The organism is Pseudoalteromonas sp. BSi20495 (genome assembly GCF_000241185.1).
GTDB lineage: Bacteria > Pseudomonadota > Gammaproteobacteria > Enterobacterales > Alteromonadaceae > Pseudoalteromonas > Pseudoalteromonas fuliginea.
Window position 1 is genome coordinate 1 of sequence record NZ_BADY01000032.1, and the last position, 17,890, is coordinate 17,890.

Here is a 17,890-nt window from a genome sequence, read left to right on the forward strand (position 1 = left end):
TTTTTATGCCTGATACAAAAGCGAGCCGGTGTATGTAATTAGGCTATCTATCATTTTACAACTACATATATTCAAAAACTTTTATTACGCGTTCAACGCCAGATACATTACGTGCAATGTTTACTGCTTGATTAGATTCAGACTCAGAGACTAATCCCATTAAAAATACTTCACCGTTCTCAGTAACTACCTTAATATTATTGCTACTAATATTCTTTGCAGTGAGTAGCTGCGCTTTTACTTTTGAGGTTAACCATGAGTCGTGGGTTTGTGTGGTGATACCAATATTTGATCCAATACGGATTTGATTATGAATTTTACGAATACCAGCAACGTCTTCAATTGTACGTTGAGCTTCACCTTTCATTTCTTGATTTGCGACTTGACCAACTAATAAAACGATACCGTTTACGCTTACTGCATTGATATTAGCAAATTTCTCAAGGCGCTCTACCTCACTCAAGGCAATGCTGGCTTTTATCTCAATATTGTTATCATCAATTTGTGAGCCAATAGTGCGGCGATCGTTCGCTGCTGTTACTGCACTAGCTGTACCTGCAACAATAGCGGCCGCACAGCCTTGCAATAATACAACAGTACTTAAAACAATAAGGGAGCGTTTAAACATAGTTTTCATCCTGCGGAAAGAGGGTTAAATCAACAAGTTCGCTTAAACAGTGTAAGTTAACTAAATGCGATTCGATAATACGGCTAGGGCGCTTAGAAGGGGTTCTAATTTCAACGTCATTAGGGCCAAGTAAGCCAACTAATTCCCCTCCATCATCACCGACCATCACGATTACTTTCATATCTTTAGTAAGTGCAGCCTCTACAGCAGAAATAATATGTTTTTCGTTACCGTTTATAGCAAGTGCAAGAAGTAAATCCCCTTGCTGGGCAAAAGCACGAACTTGTCGCGCAAATGTATCGTGATCATCGCCTTGGTTATTTTGACCTAAATTTATATTTTCTTGAGACAAAGCTATCGCGGGGAGACACGGCCGCTCAGTTTCATAATGGTTAACAAGTACACCCGCAATATGTTGGGCTAGCATATGGCAATTTGCAGTGCCGCAACAAATGAGTTTATTACCGTTTATCAAGCTTTGTGCAATGGTAAATGCTGCTGATTCAAGTGCACTGGGTAATACTTCACCTGCAGCGATTTGTACTTGAATGCTCTCTGTAAAAATTTCTTTAATTGTATCTTGCATAGCCTACCAATAATTTATACTTAATCTTTATATGAACTTAAGCCTATATTGCCTAAGTATTTAAAATACGTTTTTAAGCCAGTTAATTTTGGGAGATGATTCTCCTGTAATGGCTACATAATCAATTCTAAGCGCTTCATTTGTTAAGTTTTTAGCGGCTAAGTAATGATAAATACTGCGTTTTAGTCTTGCCTGCTTCTGCGGGCTTAATGCATAATTAGCGCCGCCGCGCGCATTGTTTTTGCGAAATTTAACTTCTACAAAAACAAGGGTGTCACCTTCTTTCATAATGACATCAAGCTCACCAAAGGGGCAGTAATAATTACGCTCAATGGGGGTTAATCCCTGAGATACCAAATATTTTTGCGCTTGGAGCTCATAATATTGACCTTTTTCACGGCTATTTTGCCACAGCTCTTTAAACCACGACATGTCGCCCCCTTTAATTACTTGTTTGTATTGTATTTGCAGATTGCATAAATAGTGGTATTGGGCGCTGCGTTTTTAACTGCACAGGTTTTATACGACGATTAGAATACTGCGCCCAATTTAATGTTCGCTCTATGTGCCCACTGCTGTTTATAGATAACTTACCGCTTAAACCACTAAATTCGTTGCCAGGCACAATACTTAGTTGCCTTATTTCTGGAAGTACTAATATTGCATCATACGCCATAGCAAATAAACGCTGGCTTATATCAACTTGTTCAGGCCATAAAGTGTCATATTGTGCTCGCAAGGTATGTAGTTTAACTTGTGAGTTAAGCATCCATGGGAGCTCAGTAAAATATAGTCCTTCTAGATCACCTTTATCTGTACGGTCAATTTGTTTGCTATGACTTTTAGAGCTGGCATAAAGTGGGATACGATCAGCAAATGTACTTACATTTACATCAAGGTAAGGTTTAATTAAACGGGTTTCTATTGCATCACCTAAAATGTAAATAACATCTATGTCACTACGCGATCGCGTTTCGTTCTCTACTTCTTGTTTAAAAAGTGCTTTTACAGTTTTTATACGCTCTTTAGACTTATCAACTTCTAGTAAGCTGGTAATTGTATTAGGCATGTCTTTTTTATCATTATACAGGCCAATCTGAGGTTTGGTTTCACTGTAGCGTTGCCACTGTAAATTAAAGTAGTCAATTAAACGTTGGCCATTTACATTATTAGGTGCAAGCAACATTGGTTTTTGGTAGCCCATGGCTAAAAAAGTGTTCTAAAGCTTGTTCTACTTCGTGTTCAGGACTCAGTGCAAAGAAGTAATGCTGCAATGAAATACGCTCACCATCAAAGGTATTTAAATGCAGAGCCGGTATATTTATCAAGGTATTAGCTGCTGTAAGTTTATCAATATTGGCTTTTAACAAAGGTCCAACAACAAAGTCGGGGTTTATTTCCTCAATTTTAGCTGCAAGTTCTTCAGTGTTTAGGTTTTCATCTAGAAACAGAGTTTCACTAATGTTTTGTTTATCAAGCGCAGCTAGAACACCGGCTTTGAGTGCATCGCCTAATCGCTCATTTGGGCCTGATTGTGGGAGCAGTATAACTAAACGTTCTATATTTATAGGGGAAAACTCTGTAAACAATTCATCTTGTTTAGGTAATACCGTTACCGCTGGGTGTCCAACATAGCGGCGTCGCCAGTTATTGATTGCTTGATCTAACTCAACACCGCTGCTTGTATATACTTGATGATATAAGGCAAGGTTAGCCCAACCCTGTTGAATTACTGAACCTCGGTTAAAGCGCTCTAATGCATAAGATGACAGTTTTTTTAAGTTATCCCACAAGTTTTGATTAAGCTGTGGGATCTCAATATTATTCTTAGCTGCTGTCTCAGATGCCCTAAAGAAATAAGGGGCCGCTTTTTTAGGAAAATTTTGTGATGCGTAAATACTGGCAGTTAAAAACTGATGCCATGCAAAGTGCTCGGGTTGGGTTAGTTGCCCGTCTAGCGATTGTAGAATAACCAAGGCTTGAGCATTTTTATCCTGTTTTTTTTGCGAAAACGCAATATAAAGACGGTTTTGAATTTGATCAACACTGGCTGTTAATTCAAGGTCGCTACCTATTTTTTCTAGTAGCGGCCAGTTTTGCTCTGTAATAGCTGCATCTCTTGCGCTATACAACAATTGTATTTTATCAGCCCCTTGACGATTTTGAGCCAATTGATAGATAGATTGTGCGCTGGTAGCTTGATTTTTTAATGCATTTGCACTGTTACTGAAGTTATCACTGTTTTTAGTTGGTTTTTCGGTTGTGCTGCACGCCGATAACCCTGACAATATAATTAATAGACTAACTAGTTTAAGTCGCACAATGATTTCCCAATACGTTAACGCGATTTGCTTATATTACTGACTGACGCAGGAGACCTCAATGTTAAATGAGGAGAATTCACAGAAAATTGGCACTCTTTACATTGTAGCCACCCCAATTGGCAATTATGACGACTTAAGTCAGCGTGCAATCGCGACATTATCGCATGTTGACTTAATAGCTGCTGAAGATACTCGCCATACCGGCAAGCTACTTAGCCACTTTGGTATCAAGGCTAAAACATTCGCATTACACGACCACAACGAAAAGCAAAAAGCACAACAAATTATTGATCAACTTAATCAAGGTTTAAATATTGCTTTAGTATCTGACGCTGGTACACCACTAATTAGTGATCCAGGCTACGCGGTTGTAAACTTATGCCGTGAGCAAGGCGCGCATGTGACACCTATACCTGGTGCGTGTGCTGCTATTACCGCTGTATGTTGTTCAGGCTTACCAACCGACCGCTTTCAGTTTTTAGGCTTTACGCCAGCTAAAAGCAAAGCTCGGCAAGACTTTTTTACCGAAGCTGTTAACTCAGGTATCACCAGCATAATGTACGAAAGTACGCACCGTATTATGGCAAGCCTTGATGATTTAGCACTAGCACTTGGCGACGATCAACACGTTGTGTTTGCTAAAGAGCTAACCAAAACCTTTGAAACATTTTTTAACGGCAGTGTAAGTGAACTAAAACAGTTTTTAACAAACGATCCAACCAAGCAACGCGGCGAAATAGTACTTATGCTGCCAGGTAAACCCAAGCAAGTAGACGACGTTCCGCCAGAAGCGCGCAAAATGTTGGCATTACTTGAAAATGAAATGCCAATGAAAAAAGCCTGTGGCGTGGTTGCCGAATACTTTGGAATGAAAAAAAACGCCTTATATAAAACAATTATTGAAGAAAAAGAGTAAATCTTACTGCGCTTGGCGCGAGCCTCATGTATACTGCGCGCCGAGTCAGCCAAGATGATCGCTGCCTGTGACGAAAATGATCAGGGGGAGGAAAGTCCGGGCTCCATAGGGCAGAGTGCCAGCTAACGGCTGGGGGGCGTGAGCCCACGACAAGTGCAGCAGAGAGGAGACCGCCAATCTTCGGGTTGGTAAGGGTGAAAGGGTGCGGTAAGAGCGCACCGGGCCGCTAGTAATAGTCGGTTGCAAGGTAAACTCCACTCGGAGCAAGACCAAATAGGGTTCTATCATTTTAAATAATGAACGCGTGGCCCACGTGAGAACCGGGTAGGTTGCTTGAGCCATAGAGCGATTTATGGCCTAGACGAATGATTATCACTTTCTTCGGAAAGGACAAAACCCGGCTTACCGGCTGACTCAAACTCAAGCGTAAGCATCTGATTTATTAGGTGCTTACGCTTGAACCACTAATCTCATGGCACAAAATTTCAAAAGTGTGCCAAATAGTGTGCCAAATAAACTCAATACGTTACTTACACATAGGTAACTTAATGAGACATATCAAACTCCCCGAACACCTCATACTACGAAAAGAACGTTATTATTTTCGTTATGTTTTCCCTCGTAAATTTATCGGCTCCGATATACGCATTTCACTTAAAACCAAACACCTTCATCATGCTTTAAACTTTCTTGAATTAATCAAACCCGAACTAGATAAACTAAAAATACTTGCCAGTGATCGACACAATATAGATACTGAAACTTTAATTACTCAAGCAAAACGTATCTTAATTCATATGAAGCAAAAACTTACCCATGAGCTAAGCAAAAAAATAATAGCAAAAGAAGAACAACGTTATGCTTCAACGGCACACTCTATAAATGGCATTAAAGCAAAGCCGTTAAACAGTCACTCACCTACACATTTAAGAACCGCAGCAAACATTATGCTTTCTATTGCAGATGGTGAGACAGGTGAATTATTGGTTGAAGCTTTAAAAAATAATGATTACGAAGTGCTCAATATTTATGTTTTGGTCAGCAAGTACATGGCGCTTAAAAATAGTGGTTTAAGCAATGCCGACATTGTAGCTAATAAAAAAATCGAAAAAAGTGTTCGTCAACTTGCACGCCAATTAGATACGTTTTTACTCGCTGGTATGTTTAATAGTTCTGAAGTTGAAACAGATGAAGACTTATTTGATGACTCAGATGAAAACGACAACTTTTATGCCGATAATATTGATGCAATTGATACACTAAACAAATACGATGTAGAGTTTGAACATGGGTCATTAGAGTATTCGGCATTCAAAAGTATGCTAGAAACCTCAAGAAATTTACAGGCTAAATACTTAGCCTCTTGCTTAACTAAAGATTCAGAGCAAAAACATTTATTAGATTCAATGTTTAATAAAAGCTCACACACCATAGCTGAAAGTCAGCCAAATGAAGAAAAGCAACAAACTCAAGGCCCATTATTTTCAGAAGTGTATGCCGATTTTTTAGATTTTAAAGTAAATGCAGATTTGAGCGATAAGCTTAAAAAAGATTATGCTCGTCACTACGAAGCATGGTGTTTACTGAGTGAAGATAAACCAATTGAAAGTTACAAAGCGAGTGACATAGGTCGCTTTATTGACCGTTGTTATCAACTACCTAAAAAGAATCGCGCACCATACACCAAAATGAGCCTGCAAGAGTGTCTAAGCTTTGATGTGCCAGAAGAAGACTTAGTTACACCGAAAACAGTTCAAGGCTATTACAAGTGGTTACAGGGGATATTCGCGTATGCTAAAAGAGATACTGTTGAATATATTCAGCATTCACCATGTACTATAAAACGAGACTTTAAACAGCGTATACGTGGTGTTTTTAATAGTGAAGAGCTTAATAAGTTTGAAGCCTTTGCAATGCGAACAAAACATGCGTGGCAAAAGTGGTCACTATTATTAGCCATGTATACAGGCGCAAGGCGCACAGAAATTTATCAGTTAAGAAAAACAGATATTCGTGTTGAAGATAGCATTAACTACATTTTAATAACTGATGAACACGAATTACAACGCCTTAAAACGAATAACGCTAAACGTAAAATTCCTATCCATAAACGCTTAATCGAACTTGGCTTTTTAGAATACGTAGAGCAAACGCAAGAACGTATCTTATATGAAATAACCTCGGCTGAGAGTATCACTAGTTGGTTCGGTCGCTTGGTTGTGGAGCTTGAAATACCAAGTGTGAATGAATTAGATGAACTGCGAAGTTATCACAGCTTTAGGCATACGTTCATAAGTAACATACGTAATAATCATTCATTTGATCTTTCACTGATACAACAAGTTGTTGGTCACGAAATTTCAAAAGGTGGGATTACAGATAAGTACACGCATGGTGGTGCTAGTTTAGGGAGGCTTGTAAAAGTTGTTAATAGCTATAGGCTAAATTCATAAGGACATATAATTAAAATATTGTTAAAGTGAGGAAAAGTTAATCAAAAGGATTTATTGTGACTAAGCTAACTGTAGAGGTTTTGGGTGAAAGCCGATTGTTAGATATTTTATCTCGTGCTACTGATGGAGCTATGGCAGATACGTTTATATGTAATGTTAACTGGGATGATGGCGTTGTAAGAAAATCGTTCGTTAAGAGATACGTTACTAGTAATCAATTGGCATTAGTTAATGAAATAACGGGTTATATTATTGCGAATGGTTGCTCTCTATCAATACCTGGGAAAGTAGGCATTATAAACCTATCAGATAACTTATTTAGTACTCAGCTTAATCAAGATCCAAATCAGAAATATCATGAATGGTGCATTGTTGTCAGTGCTGTGAATGGTAAAACACCAAATAGCTACTACCCTGACCAAATGTCTAAATGTAAAGCTTTAATTAATATCTTAGCTGGCTGGGAGCTGTTGGCTGACGCCATATCTTTTGATGATTGGGTTGCAAATCAAGATCGTAATTTAGGAAATTTTGTAATTGAAAGTAAGAACAAAATTTATTTAATTGATCATAGTAACTTACCTGTAAGTTTAAATTGGGAACCGTCTCAATTAGTGGCAACACAAGAATATGAAAATCAGCTAATCAATATTTTAAACTATTTTACTCATATGCCTTTACCTATAAAGAGCTCCATATGTTCGGCCACATCAAAGCATGCTTCAATTTATAATAATGTGATAGATGATCTAGAGTATTGGTGGAATGTTTTTTTTGAAAGTACTAATAAAGGCGTTTTGCAGAAACAAAGCCTTGGTACTTTTCTGAAGCAAAGGGCTAACCTAGGTAAGACTCGAGTTGCAAAACAGTATCAATTGTTGGTGGTTTAAATGGATCAATTAAGAAAAATTCTAGCAGAAAAAGAAGCCCAAGAAATGTTAAAAGGTCAATGGTATTCAATACAGTGGATACCAGACCTTTCTACGGGAGAGGTACTTAACTTAGGTGTAGGTATCAAGTTGGAAGATGGGACTGTCCAAACGAAATGTTTAGATTATTTTGATCGCATTGAGTGCTTATTCTCGAGCCGAGATATGATCTTTCATGCAAGGCTTGCATGTGATGTTGCTACTGAAGTAATTAGTAATAAAGGTTTTACTGAGTCAATCGCACCACAGATCAAATGTGTAGCGAGGGGTTTTACACAAGGTAAATCATGTAATGAAATTCTGAAAAGGCTTTATTCATCTGTAGTAACTTTAGGACAAAAGCGAAGAGTAAAAGCTAAAGCGCACCATTTCAACTCTATTAATAGAGACGTTTTATATTCTGGAATAAAAAGCCGTTTAGAAGAGAAATTAGAACTGGAGTTTGGATTGTATGTACCACACGATCCATATGTTTCATTTAAAAATAATACAAAGGCTTATTTACCTTTTAAAAATAAAAATGGGAGCGGGACTTTAGTTTCAGCTGCTTACAAAGATTTGCAGAGGGTAAAGTGCAATTTATTTGATGGATATAGAGATATTGAAGTTGCATCTGAATATTTAAATGAAACAGATAATGCCGTCTTCCTAATGCTTCCAGGAAGTGATTTAGAGTTATCTAAACTAGAGTTAATTGAAAATGAAATAGATAAATTTACTTGGTTAATGAAAAAACATTCTATTCATGTCGAGTGCGAGCATTCAGAAGAAACTTTAGCAGATAAGGTTTCTGAATGGTGCCTCAAAGCTGCATAACCTCTACAGTGTAGTACTTACATCTGACTTACCGTTTGGGGCTCATCTGACAGGCAGCTTTGAGCGAGATATAGTCATTCATGTTAGTAGTCATTAACTTAGTAAGGATAAGAGGAAACTTCCCCTTTTCCATATATTTAGATAAGCATAATATTTATAGAAAGCAATAACCTACACCATTTGCTAATAATATAAATTCATAAAATAAGGGCGTTTTCGCGTTAATATAGGTAAAGTTTACTCTGATAAATCTGTTAGATTACTGAGCAATAGTGCAACTTTTAATGCGATCAATTAAATAAGGGAAGAATATGAAAAAGACACTTGAAGATTTTTTACGTGACCAATGTAATTTGATAAACTTAATAAACTAGACACCCACTCTAATTTTTGCAGTTTGGCGAACTAAGTACTAGGCTTTCATAAGTGTGAAAACAAGCAGGGTGTCTTATGGCAATCGCAAGAAAGCGTCAAGTAAGTTTGGTTGATACAAAGTACTACCACTGTATATCACGTTGTGTTCGGCGTGCTTTTTTGTGCGGTGAAGACCACTTTACAGGTCAATCTTACGAGCACCGCAGAGGCTGGGTTGAAGATAAACTGCTTGAGCTAGCTAAGGTATTTTGTATTGATGTATGTGCTTATGCCGTTATGAGTAACCACACTCATTTAGTGCTGTATGTTGATGATAAAAAAGTGAATCGATTAAATGATAAAGCGATTATTATCCGCTGGCATAAACTTTGTAAAGGCACTGTACTCACGCAAAAATACATACAAGGTGAAAAGCTAAGTAAAGCTGAGCTTATCTTTTTTAATCAAACAGTAAAGGAATATCGAGAACGCCTATCAAGTATTAGCTGGTTTATGCGGTTGTTAAATGAAAACATAGCCCGCAGAGCAAATAAAGAAGATAACTGCACTGGCAGGTTTTGGGAGGGACGTTTTACATCACAAGCATTATTGGATGAAGCTGCATTGGCGGCCTGCATGGCGTATGTAGATTTAAACCCCATCAGAGCCAAAATGGCAAAGACACCAGAAGAATCAGACCATACCAGTGCTCAAGTACGGTTAATATGCGCAAAAGAAGGCAAGCAGCCAAAACAATTACTCCGCTTTGCAGGCATGCCACGTCAAATCATGCCAAAAGGGCTACCCTTTGAGCTTAAATCGTACCTTGAACTTGTTGAGTTAACAGGGCGTTGTATACGAGAAGACAAACGAGGGTATATTGAGAGTATACAGTTACCCTTACTCGAAAGAGTCAATATTTCCTCTGAAAACTGGTTGAAACTCACCACACAATTTACACGCGTATTTCATGGTGCAGTAGGCAGGCCGACCTCACAAGCAAGTTATTGTGAAAACTTAAGCAGAAAACGGCGAGCTAATATAAGTAATTGTGAAAAGCTATTAGCATAAACCTTAAATTACTCAGTAGAAAAGTTAAAACTGCATCATGCAGTCATTTTCATGCGTGTAATTTAGGTTTAAGAGTGATGATTGCTGATTTACTGGATGAAATAAAATTAACGTAGTCGTAAAGCACTAATCATTGACCTAAAAAGTAAATCTAATAATACAGCTTTGCTTGTTAAATTAAAGTGGCTGTCTAGTTTTGTTAGTCTGCTGTCTAGTTTTGTTAGTCTCATCTGACAGGCCGCTATGAGCGATTCGCACACGATAAAACTGTTGGTTTGACTATTAAACTTATACCGTATAATCTCTTTGGCTGTATGTATAAACAGTGTTGTAGTGATTATGAGAGATGATTTTACACAAAAAACTAAGCTAACTTTGCAGCACCGAGTTGGTAATTGCTGTTCTAACCCCGAGTGCCGTCGAAAAACAACGGGACCTAATTCTGATTACACTAAAGCTAGTAGTATTGGTGTCGCTTGCCATATCACCGCTGCTTCAATGAATGGCCCGAGATACGACTCCGATTTATTTCCCGAGGATAGAAAATCAGTTTTAAATGGGATCTGGCTGTGTGAGTCTTGCGCCAAGATGATTGATGTTGATGTAGTAAGGTATCCAGTAGAGCTTCTTTATGGTTGGAAACATCAAGCTGAGGCAATAGCAAAGTATGAATACGAAGGTCAAGATGTACCGCTAGAGTTACTTTATAGTGGATATAACTGCCCATACTGCGAAACATTTGTGAAGGAAGGTATTACTTTTTGCAAAGGTTGTCACGCAGATATATGCTATGGTTTGACTCCTAAAGAAAAGGGAGAAACAGCTAAAAGTTGGGGAATGGTTGGTTTGGGTAGCTGCATGGTTTTATTTATGTTCGTGCCTGAATTTTTAAATGGAATTTTTGGCTTTTCAATTCAGTCATTTTTTGGAAATGCTTTCTTTTCGCTAGGTTTTACAGCGGTGTTATCTTTTTTATTGATGATTTTTATGCCTGAGCATGAACATAAAAAACGTCTTAAAGAAAATCCCCGCTTCTTTAAGGCTCGATCATATTAGCTAAAACTAACAACCAGTTTAAGGAAGCCCGTAATATGTAGCTTTTTTAATATGCGTAGTTTTAGTATTCAAGGTGGCAGAGGAGTTTCGTATCCTTTACAAGAGAATATGTTTAACATAAAGAAAGTGGTTTACTATGAATTATAGAAGCTTGGGAAGAATAGCTCTGTTAGAGTTCGGTGCAATAATAGTTTTAGTTATCATAGGTACCCTGTGGATGCTAGATCCTGAAGGGTTATATGAGCCATTTTTTGTATTTTGTGGCTTAGTGTTCTTATGTACTGAATTCTATCGTCGGTATAAGGTCGAGGAACCAGAAGGCTCTCAAAGTCTAGATACACTTCTTGAGTCTAGTAAAGGACGAAAGAAAGCTACTCCCTTAGTTAAAAAAGTAAAACCAGAAGGTGTTATTGCTCAATGCCCATCAAATACATGCAACACGATTGCTAAAACATCTCAAGAAGTGGAGGCGTACTTCGGTTATAGAGCTATGGGGGATGGCAAAATTTCATTGCAGTCGTACTGCAGAAAGTGTAGAACAGCCTAACAGAAATTTAATAGATATTTACTTGTACTAGCTCAGACTTGATCCAACACACTTCTAAATTCGAAAAATAACCATTTAGACTACTACTATTGTTGGTTTTTTGATGAAATATATAACTAAATATTTTTAAAGTTCATCATTTAACGTGGTCCCACCACTTATTTTAATTGGGTAACTTATATCGACTTTTACTACTTTTTATTCCAGCTGGCAATTTTTGTGGGATGTTTGAAAAGCTTTTGACTAATATAACCTGAACTCTGGATAATAAAGTTGTCTCGAACAGCTCTTTTGAGCGCTAACTATGTTGAATTTACTTGCAACAGGCCAGCTATTGACGCGTAAATTCGCCTTGTTTTCACTGAAAACCGCTGGCTAGAGAAAATAAATTTAAATATCACCATAATTCAATGTGTTAGTAAATCTATTAACCAGAGTTCAGGTTAATATAACAGTTGAAGATAATCATTTACTTAAGCTGACCAAAGAGTCGTGTATTGTATAGCAGTGCTTGGGTATAAAGCGTGGGGGAGTAATACAGCATAAATTGCGTAGTTAATATCATGCGCCAACATAAACTCAAAGCATCGGTTTTGTTCTAGTACATAATCAATCGAGGCTGAGTTACATAACTTCCGTGAGGACGTATGAAGACAAAAAAACGGCTCTTGAGAGCCGCTTTTTTAGTAAAAGAAGAATTAACAATTAGTTTCTTCAGCGTTTACGCCTTCTTTAACATTTTCACATGCATCTTCTACTTTGTTTTGCACGTCAGTTACTGCTTCGTCAATACGTTCACCTGCGTCTTCTGCATGATTGTCTTCACAACCCATGATGAAAAAACTTGCGAATAGACCGATTAGTGCTGCTTTTACAGTTGTTGAATTCATAATGTAATTCCTTGTAAGTGTTAATTAAGTATAAGTGTTTGTTAGTTTTATGGATTATCTACCTGGGTGATTTACCACGTAGTGCACCTGAAACTAATGAAATCACTAAAAGTACTAAAAAGATAAAAAATATAATTTTTGCTATACCAGCTGCGGCACCTGCGATGCCACCAAAACCTAACACTGCAGCGATTAAAGCAATAACTAAAAATGTGATTGTCCAGCGTAACATTGTTTTCTCCTTGGTTTATAAATTTTGCTCACAATAACTAATGCCAGTTACATGCCAAAGTGTATTGTTGTTTAATATCATGTGCTTATGTTTTTTTGTGTGTTTTGGGTAATTAGTTGATTAGTAACTTTTACGCTTTGCTATGTAAGTTATTCACACCGTTACACATTGCTGGTAAATATTCACTAAATACATTTATTTTGGTAAGACCAATTAACAATTGATCCTTTGTTTTTGTGTTTCCTATGATTTTTCATGTTTTTTTTATTTAACCGGATAGTTAATTAACAACTTATATATAACTATTAGCTATAGTCATTATTTCCTGTAACTATTGTAGGCTGCGTGATTGCAAGGTTCTGGTATGTAAATTAGTTGAGTTTTATGTTGATTATAGTTTAATTGGTTTTACCAATTTACAAGGAGTAGACAAAATAATTAGTTTTGTTATTATCCAGTGAATAAATATTTAATTAAATCGATTTTTTATTTTCGATATGGGTTTCAAGGGGGAGAAAAATGGATATAGGTGCTCTACTCACAACGGCTGGTAGCTTAATGCTTACTGGTATGGTTGGGGTGTTTGTATTTCTGTCGATATTAATTGGTGCCGTAACGCTTATGTCTAATTTGGTGACGCGCTATAGCGAACCAGAAGCATCACCAGCTAAATCACCGTCTTTTAAATCTCAAGGTGTGCCTAATGAGCACATCGCTGCTATTAGTGCTGCCATTGCTCAGTACAAATCAAATAATAAATAAGGGGCACACACATGGCTAAATTAAAATTAACAGAATTGGTATTACGCGATGCGCACCAATCATTGCTCGCAACACGTATGCGTTTAGACGATATGCTACCGATTGCTAGCAAGTTAGATGATGCAGGTTATTGGTCTATTGAATCGTGGGGTGGTGCTACATTTGATTCGTGTATTCGTTATTTAGGCGAAGATCCGTGGGAGCGTATTCGTGCGCTTAAAAAAGCGATGCCTAATACTAAACAGCAAATGCTATTACGCGGTCAAAACCTATTAGGCTACCGTCATTACGCTGATGACGTAGTTGAAAAATTTGTAGAACGCGCACATAAAAATGGCGTTGACGTATTTCGTATATTTGATGCAATGAATGATGTACGTAACCTAGAAACAGCGATTAAAGCGGCTATAAAAGTAGGCGCGCACGCTCAAGGTACTATTTCGTACACAGTTAGCCCAGTTCATACACTTGATATGTGGCTGACTCTTGCTAAGCAATTAGAAGATTTAGGCTGTCATTCAATTTGTATTAAAGATATGGCGGGCTTATTAAAGCCTTACGATGCTGAAAAACTAATTAAAGCACTTAAAGAAACCGTATCGGTTCCTATTGCTATGCAGTGCCACGCTACAACAGGTTTAAGTACTGCTACTTACCAAAAAGCGATTGATGCAGGCATTGATATGCTCGATACCGCTATTTCATCAATGAGTATGACTTATGGACATTCTGCAACTGAAACTATTGTATCGATAGTTGAAGGGACTGAGCGTGATACTGAGCTTGATTTAAACCACCTAGAAGAAATTGCTGCTTACTTTAGAGATGTGCGTAAAAAATATGCGGCATTTGAAGGTAGCTTAAAAGGGGTTGATGGGCGTATTTTACTAGCTCAAGTACCTGGTGGCATGCTTACAAACATGGAAAACCAACTTAAAGAGCAAGGCGCAGCCGATAAGCTTAATGAGGTTTTACTTGAGATCCCACGTGTACGTGAAGATCTTGGTTTTTTACCTTTAGTAACACCAACGTCGCAAATTGTTGGCACTCAAGCGGTACTTAATGTGCTAACAGGTGAGCGTTATAAAACAATTACTAAAGAAACTGCTGGCGTATTAAAAGGTGAATATGGCTTAACACCAGCACCAATGAATAAAGAGCTACAAGAGCGTGTGCTTGATGGAGCAGAAGTTATTACTTGTCGCCCTGCAGATAACATTGCACCAGAACTTGCAACGCTTGAAGCTGAGTTATTAAAAGAAGCGCAAGAGCAAGGCTTAACACTGGCTGATGATCAAATTGATGACGTACTAACTTATGCGTTATTTCCGCAAGTTGGTTTGAAGTTTATTAAAAATCGCAATAACCCAGATGCATTTGAACCAGTCCCTTCTATTGAAGATAAAAGCAGTAAAGCACCTTCTAAATCAGTTTCAAATAGTAACAAAGTGAAGGCTGAGCAATACAGCGTAAAAGTAGATGGTAAAGTTTATGACGTAGTAGTAGCGCAAGGTGGTGAACTTAAAGAAGTAACATTAAAAGACTCTGAGCATATGCCTCAGTCTGCTTCGGTTGCATCAGGTGAAACACTTAACGCGCCTCTAGCCGGTAATATTTTTAAGATTAAGGTAAAAGCTGGGCAAGTTGTTAACGAAGGCGATGTAGTGATTATTATGGAAGCCATGAAAATGGAAACTGAAATACGCGCTACGCATACCGGAACAATTGCTGAAGTGTTAGTTGGTGAAGGCGATGCTGTAACTACCGGCGACGCTATGATTGCATTAGCTTAGGAGTAAATAGAGGATGGAAGGTATTTTAAACCTCTGGAATGCGACAGGCATTGCTAACTTTACAATCCCATCGTTAATAATGATTGCGGTAGGGTGTTTATTACTGTTTTTAGCGATAGCTAAAGGCTTTGAACCATTATTATTACTACCTATTGGTTTTGGTGCAATTTTAACAAATGTACCAGTGGCAGGTTTGTCAGACCCAGGTGGGCTTTTGTACTACGTTTATTATGTGGGTATTGATACGGGGATTTTTCCGCTGTTGATATTTATGGGAGTAGGGGCGCTGACCGACTTTAGCGCGCTTATTGCAAACCCACGTATGTTGTTATTAGGTGCGGCTGCACAGTTTGGTATTTTTGCTACATTGTTTGGCGCCATATTACTTAACTATGTACCAGGTTTTGAGTTTACCTTACAAGATGCCTCAGCTATTGCCATTATAGGTGGTGCCGATGGGCCAACGGCAATATTTTTAGCATCAAAACTGGCACCTGATTTACTAGGCGCAATAGCGGTAGCTGCATATTCATACATGGCACTTGTGCCAATTATTCAGCCGCCAATTATGCGTGCGTTAACCACACCAGAAGAGCGTCAAATTAAGATGCCTGAATTACGTAAGGTATCTAAAAAGGAAAAGATTATTTTCCCCCTTATGGTACTTAGTTTAACGGCAATGTTTTTACCGGCTGCTATACCGCTTGTAGGTATGTTTTGTTTAGGTAACTTAATGCGGGAGTCGGGTGTTGTTGATAGATTAAGTAACAGTGCTCAAAACGAAATCATCAATGTTACAACTATATTTTTAGGCTTAGCTGTAGGGTCTAAATTAGCAGCAGATAAGTTTTTAACTGTTGAGACGATTGGTATTTTAGTACTTGGCGCACTGGCTTTTGCAATTGGTACGGCATCTGGCGTATTTATGGCAAAAGGACTTAATCGAATATCTAAAACGCCTATAAATCCATTAATTGGGGCGGCAGGTGTATCGGCTGTGCCAATGGCGGCACGAGTAGTTAATAAAGTGGGCCTTGAAAGTAACCCACATAACTTTTTACTTATGCATGCAATGGGACCAAACGTAGCAGGTGTACTTGGTAGTGCCGTTGCTGCGGGTATTTTATTAGCGCTTGTTGGCTAATAATTAACGTGGTAGTTAATAAATGATTTAGCGCAGTTTACTGCGCTTTTTTTTGCTTTTATTTCTCGTCGTTAATAGTTTCTTGTTTCTGTATTTTTGTTTAAAGTGGATGTTCTTCGCAATTTTAAGGATAGTCATAATGCTCCACACACCTTTAGCAAAATATTTACCTAATGTTAGTAAGCTTGTATTTGGATGTATGGGTCTGGGCGGCGGTTGGAATAAAGACGCAATCACTGACGCACATGTTAAGCAAGCTCATGAATGTATAGATAACGCCATTGAAAGTGGTATTAACTTTTTTGACCATGCTGATATTTATACCTTTGGTAAGGCCGAGCAAGTATTTGGTAAAGCGCTAAGTGAGCGAGCAGAGCTTAGAGAATATATATATATTCAATCTAAGTGTGGGATTCGATTTGAAGATGACTTAGGGCCGAAGCGTTATGATTTTTCAGCTAAATGGATTGAGCAATCAGTCGAAGCGTCCTTAAAGCGATTAAACACAGAGTACTTAGATGTACTTATGTTGCACCGCCCTGATCCACTCATGGAAGTTGATGAAATTGCACGTGTGTTTAGTTGTTTAAAAGAAAGTGGCAAAGTACGCAATTTTGCAGTATCTAATATGCAGCAGCACCAAATGAACTTTTTACAACATGCGCTCGACATGCCAATTGTTGCCAATCAAATAGAAGCGAGCCTGCAAAAACATCAGTTTGTTGATGAAGGCATATATGCCGGTAACAGTGACGGTAAAGATCTTAATTTTACACCAGGCAGTATTGAGTACTGTCGCCATTTTGAAATCCAAATTCAAAGCTGGGGCAGTTTATGCCAAGGTTTGTACACTGGTAGTGATTTATCAAATGCATCGCAGGCCGATATAAACACCAGTATTTTAGTTAATAAGCTGGCAGCACTTTATGGTACTTCTGCTGAGGCAATTGTACTTGCATGGTTGCTTCGCCATCCCGCATCGATCCAACCAATTATTGGGACGACTAACGCTAAGCGAATTAAAGCCTCTTGTGATGCTGTAAATGTAGAGCTAACTCGTGAGCATTGGTATGCACTTTATGTGAGCGCTAAAGGGCATGAGTTACCATAAGTAGGGCACTGATATGAATATATTCGTTATTTTAATTGGTTTGTTTATAGCACTTGCTGTGCTTATTCCGTTACTTGAAAAGTATCAAACTAAAATAGGGCTCAACGGCGCAACCAAATACAGTAAATATATTTGGCCATTAGTGATGGTGTCTTTAGTTATTCAGCTCATATATGTACTAATGTACTAATGTACTAATGTACTAATGTACTAATGTACTAATGTACTAATGTACTAATGTACTAATGTACTAATGGTTTATAGCGTATACAAAAAGA

General features: G+C 38.0%; 17 protein-coding genes, 1 other RNA gene and 1 pseudogene. 13 read left to right on the forward strand and 6 right to left on the reverse strand.

Features of this window, described 5'->3' with window-relative positions; all coding sequences use genetic code 11:
• Nucleotides 1-61 precede the first annotated feature (61 nt).
• The 4 genes and pseudogenes from dolP to P20495_RS20240 form a co-directional block, all read right to left on the reverse strand.
• Nucleotides 62-628, reverse strand: coding sequence for a division/outer membrane stress-associated lipid-binding lipoprotein (gene dolP, locus P20495_RS15490; RefSeq protein WP_008134588.1), 567 nt, complete (start codon nt 626-628; stop codon nt 62-64).
• Nucleotides 621-1,214 (reverse strand): SIS domain-containing protein, encoded by a 594-nt coding sequence (locus P20495_RS15485; protein WP_007379077.1) that lies wholly within the window; start codon nt 1,212-1,214, stop codon nt 621-623. The genes dolP and P20495_RS15485 overlap by 8 nt, the downstream gene beginning before the upstream one ends.
• A gap of 60 nt (nt 1,215-1,274) precedes the next feature.
• Nucleotides 1,275-1,646: a YraN family protein gene (locus P20495_RS15480; RefSeq protein WP_007379078.1), complete on the reverse strand. Its 372-nt coding sequence runs from the start codon at nt 1,644-1,646 to the stop codon at nt 1,275-1,277.
• Between the two features lie 10 nt (nt 1,647-1,656).
• Nucleotides 1,657-3,535: pseudogene (locus P20495_RS20240) on the reverse strand (penicillin-binding protein activator).
• A 61-nt stretch (nt 3,536-3,596) separates the two neighbouring features.
• On the opposite strand from P20495_RS20240, the gene rsmI reads away from it, so the two are divergent.
• From rsmI to P20495_RS21275, 8 genes are all read left to right on the forward strand, one after another.
• On the forward strand, nt 3,597-4,454 hold the full coding sequence (rsmI, locus tag P20495_RS15475; RefSeq protein WP_008134595.1) for a 16S rRNA (cytidine(1402)-2'-O)-methyltransferase: 858 nt from the start codon (nt 3,597-3,599) through the stop codon (nt 4,452-4,454).
• A gap of 41 nt (nt 4,455-4,495) precedes the next feature.
• Nucleotides 4,496-4,875, forward strand: an RNA gene (gene rnpB, locus P20495_RS21280) — RNase P RNA component class A.
• Nucleotides 4,876-5,002: 127 nt separating this feature from the next.
• On the forward strand, nt 5,003-6,907 hold the full coding sequence (locus P20495_RS21270) for a DUF3258 domain-containing protein (RefSeq protein ID WP_008134598.1): 1,905 nt from the start codon (nt 5,003-5,005) through the stop codon (nt 6,905-6,907).
• A gap of 56 nt (nt 6,908-6,963) precedes the next feature.
• On the forward strand, nt 6,964-7,797 hold the full coding sequence (locus tag P20495_RS15470; RefSeq protein ID WP_008134600.1) for a hypothetical protein: 834 nt from the start codon (nt 6,964-6,966) through the stop codon (nt 7,795-7,797).
• The gene (locus P20495_RS15465; protein WP_008134601.1) at nt 7,798-8,652 is read left to right on the forward strand and encodes a hypothetical protein; all 855 of its coding nucleotides are present in this window, start codon (nt 7,798-7,800) and stop codon (nt 8,650-8,652) included. It begins immediately after the preceding gene.
• Nucleotides 8,653-9,102: 450 nt separating this feature from the next.
• The gene (locus P20495_RS15460) at nt 9,103-10,077 is read left to right on the forward strand and encodes a transposase (protein ID WP_008134602.1); all 975 of its coding nucleotides are present in this window, start codon (nt 9,103-9,105) and stop codon (nt 10,075-10,077) included.
• A 339-nt stretch (nt 10,078-10,416) separates the two neighbouring features.
• Nucleotides 10,417-11,133, forward strand: coding sequence for a hypothetical protein (locus P20495_RS15455; protein WP_008134604.1), 717 nt, complete (start codon nt 10,417-10,419; stop codon nt 11,131-11,133).
• Between the two features lie 136 nt (nt 11,134-11,269).
• Nucleotides 11,270-11,680 carry a hypothetical protein gene (locus P20495_RS21275; RefSeq protein WP_050548457.1) on the forward strand — a complete coding sequence of 137 codons (411 nt, stop codon included), beginning with the start codon at nt 11,270-11,272 and terminating at the stop codon, nt 11,678-11,680.
• Nucleotides 11,681-12,378: 698 nt separating this feature from the next.
• Here the strand turns inward: P20495_RS21275 and P20495_RS15450 are convergent.
• Together P20495_RS15450 and P20495_RS21475 are read right to left on the reverse strand one after the other, a co-directional pair.
• Nucleotides 12,379-12,570 (reverse strand): hypothetical protein, encoded by a 192-nt coding sequence (locus tag P20495_RS15450; RefSeq protein WP_007378921.1) that lies wholly within the window; start codon nt 12,568-12,570, stop codon nt 12,379-12,381.
• A gap of 58 nt (nt 12,571-12,628) precedes the next feature.
• The gene (locus P20495_RS21475; RefSeq protein WP_002961939.1) at nt 12,629-12,802 is read right to left on the reverse strand and encodes a DUF1328 domain-containing protein; all 174 of its coding nucleotides are present in this window, start codon (nt 12,800-12,802) and stop codon (nt 12,629-12,631) included.
• A 519-nt stretch (nt 12,803-13,321) separates the two neighbouring features.
• Here P20495_RS21475 and P20495_RS15440 point away from each other — a divergent pair.
• The 5 genes from P20495_RS15440 to P20495_RS22185 all read left to right on the forward strand — a co-directional run bounded on the left by P20495_RS15440 (nt 13,322) and on the right by P20495_RS22185 (nt 17,802).
• Nucleotides 13,322-13,564, forward strand: coding sequence for an OadG family protein (locus P20495_RS15440; protein WP_007583814.1), 243 nt, complete (start codon nt 13,322-13,324; stop codon nt 13,562-13,564).
• Nucleotides 13,565-13,575: 11 nt separating this feature from the next.
• Nucleotides 13,576-15,357: a sodium-extruding oxaloacetate decarboxylase subunit alpha gene (gene oadA, locus P20495_RS15435; RefSeq protein ID WP_008134606.1), complete on the forward strand. Its 1,782-nt coding sequence runs from the start codon at nt 13,576-13,578 to the stop codon at nt 15,355-15,357.
• 13 nt (nt 15,358-15,370) lie between these two features.
• Nucleotides 15,371-16,501, forward strand: a complete 1,131-nt coding sequence (locus P20495_RS15430) for a sodium ion-translocating decarboxylase subunit beta (RefSeq protein ID WP_008134608.1) — start codon at nt 15,371-15,373, stop codon at nt 16,499-16,501.
• Nucleotides 16,502-16,640: 139 nt separating this feature from the next.
• Nucleotides 16,641-17,612, forward strand: a complete 972-nt coding sequence (locus P20495_RS15425; protein WP_008134609.1) for an aldo/keto reductase family oxidoreductase — start codon at nt 16,641-16,643, stop codon at nt 17,610-17,612.
• A gap of 13 nt (nt 17,613-17,625) precedes the next feature.
• Nucleotides 17,626-17,802, forward strand: coding sequence for a hypothetical protein (locus P20495_RS22185; RefSeq protein WP_008134610.1), 177 nt, complete (start codon nt 17,626-17,628; stop codon nt 17,800-17,802).
• The last annotated feature ends 88 nt before the right edge of the window (nt 17,803-17,890 follow it).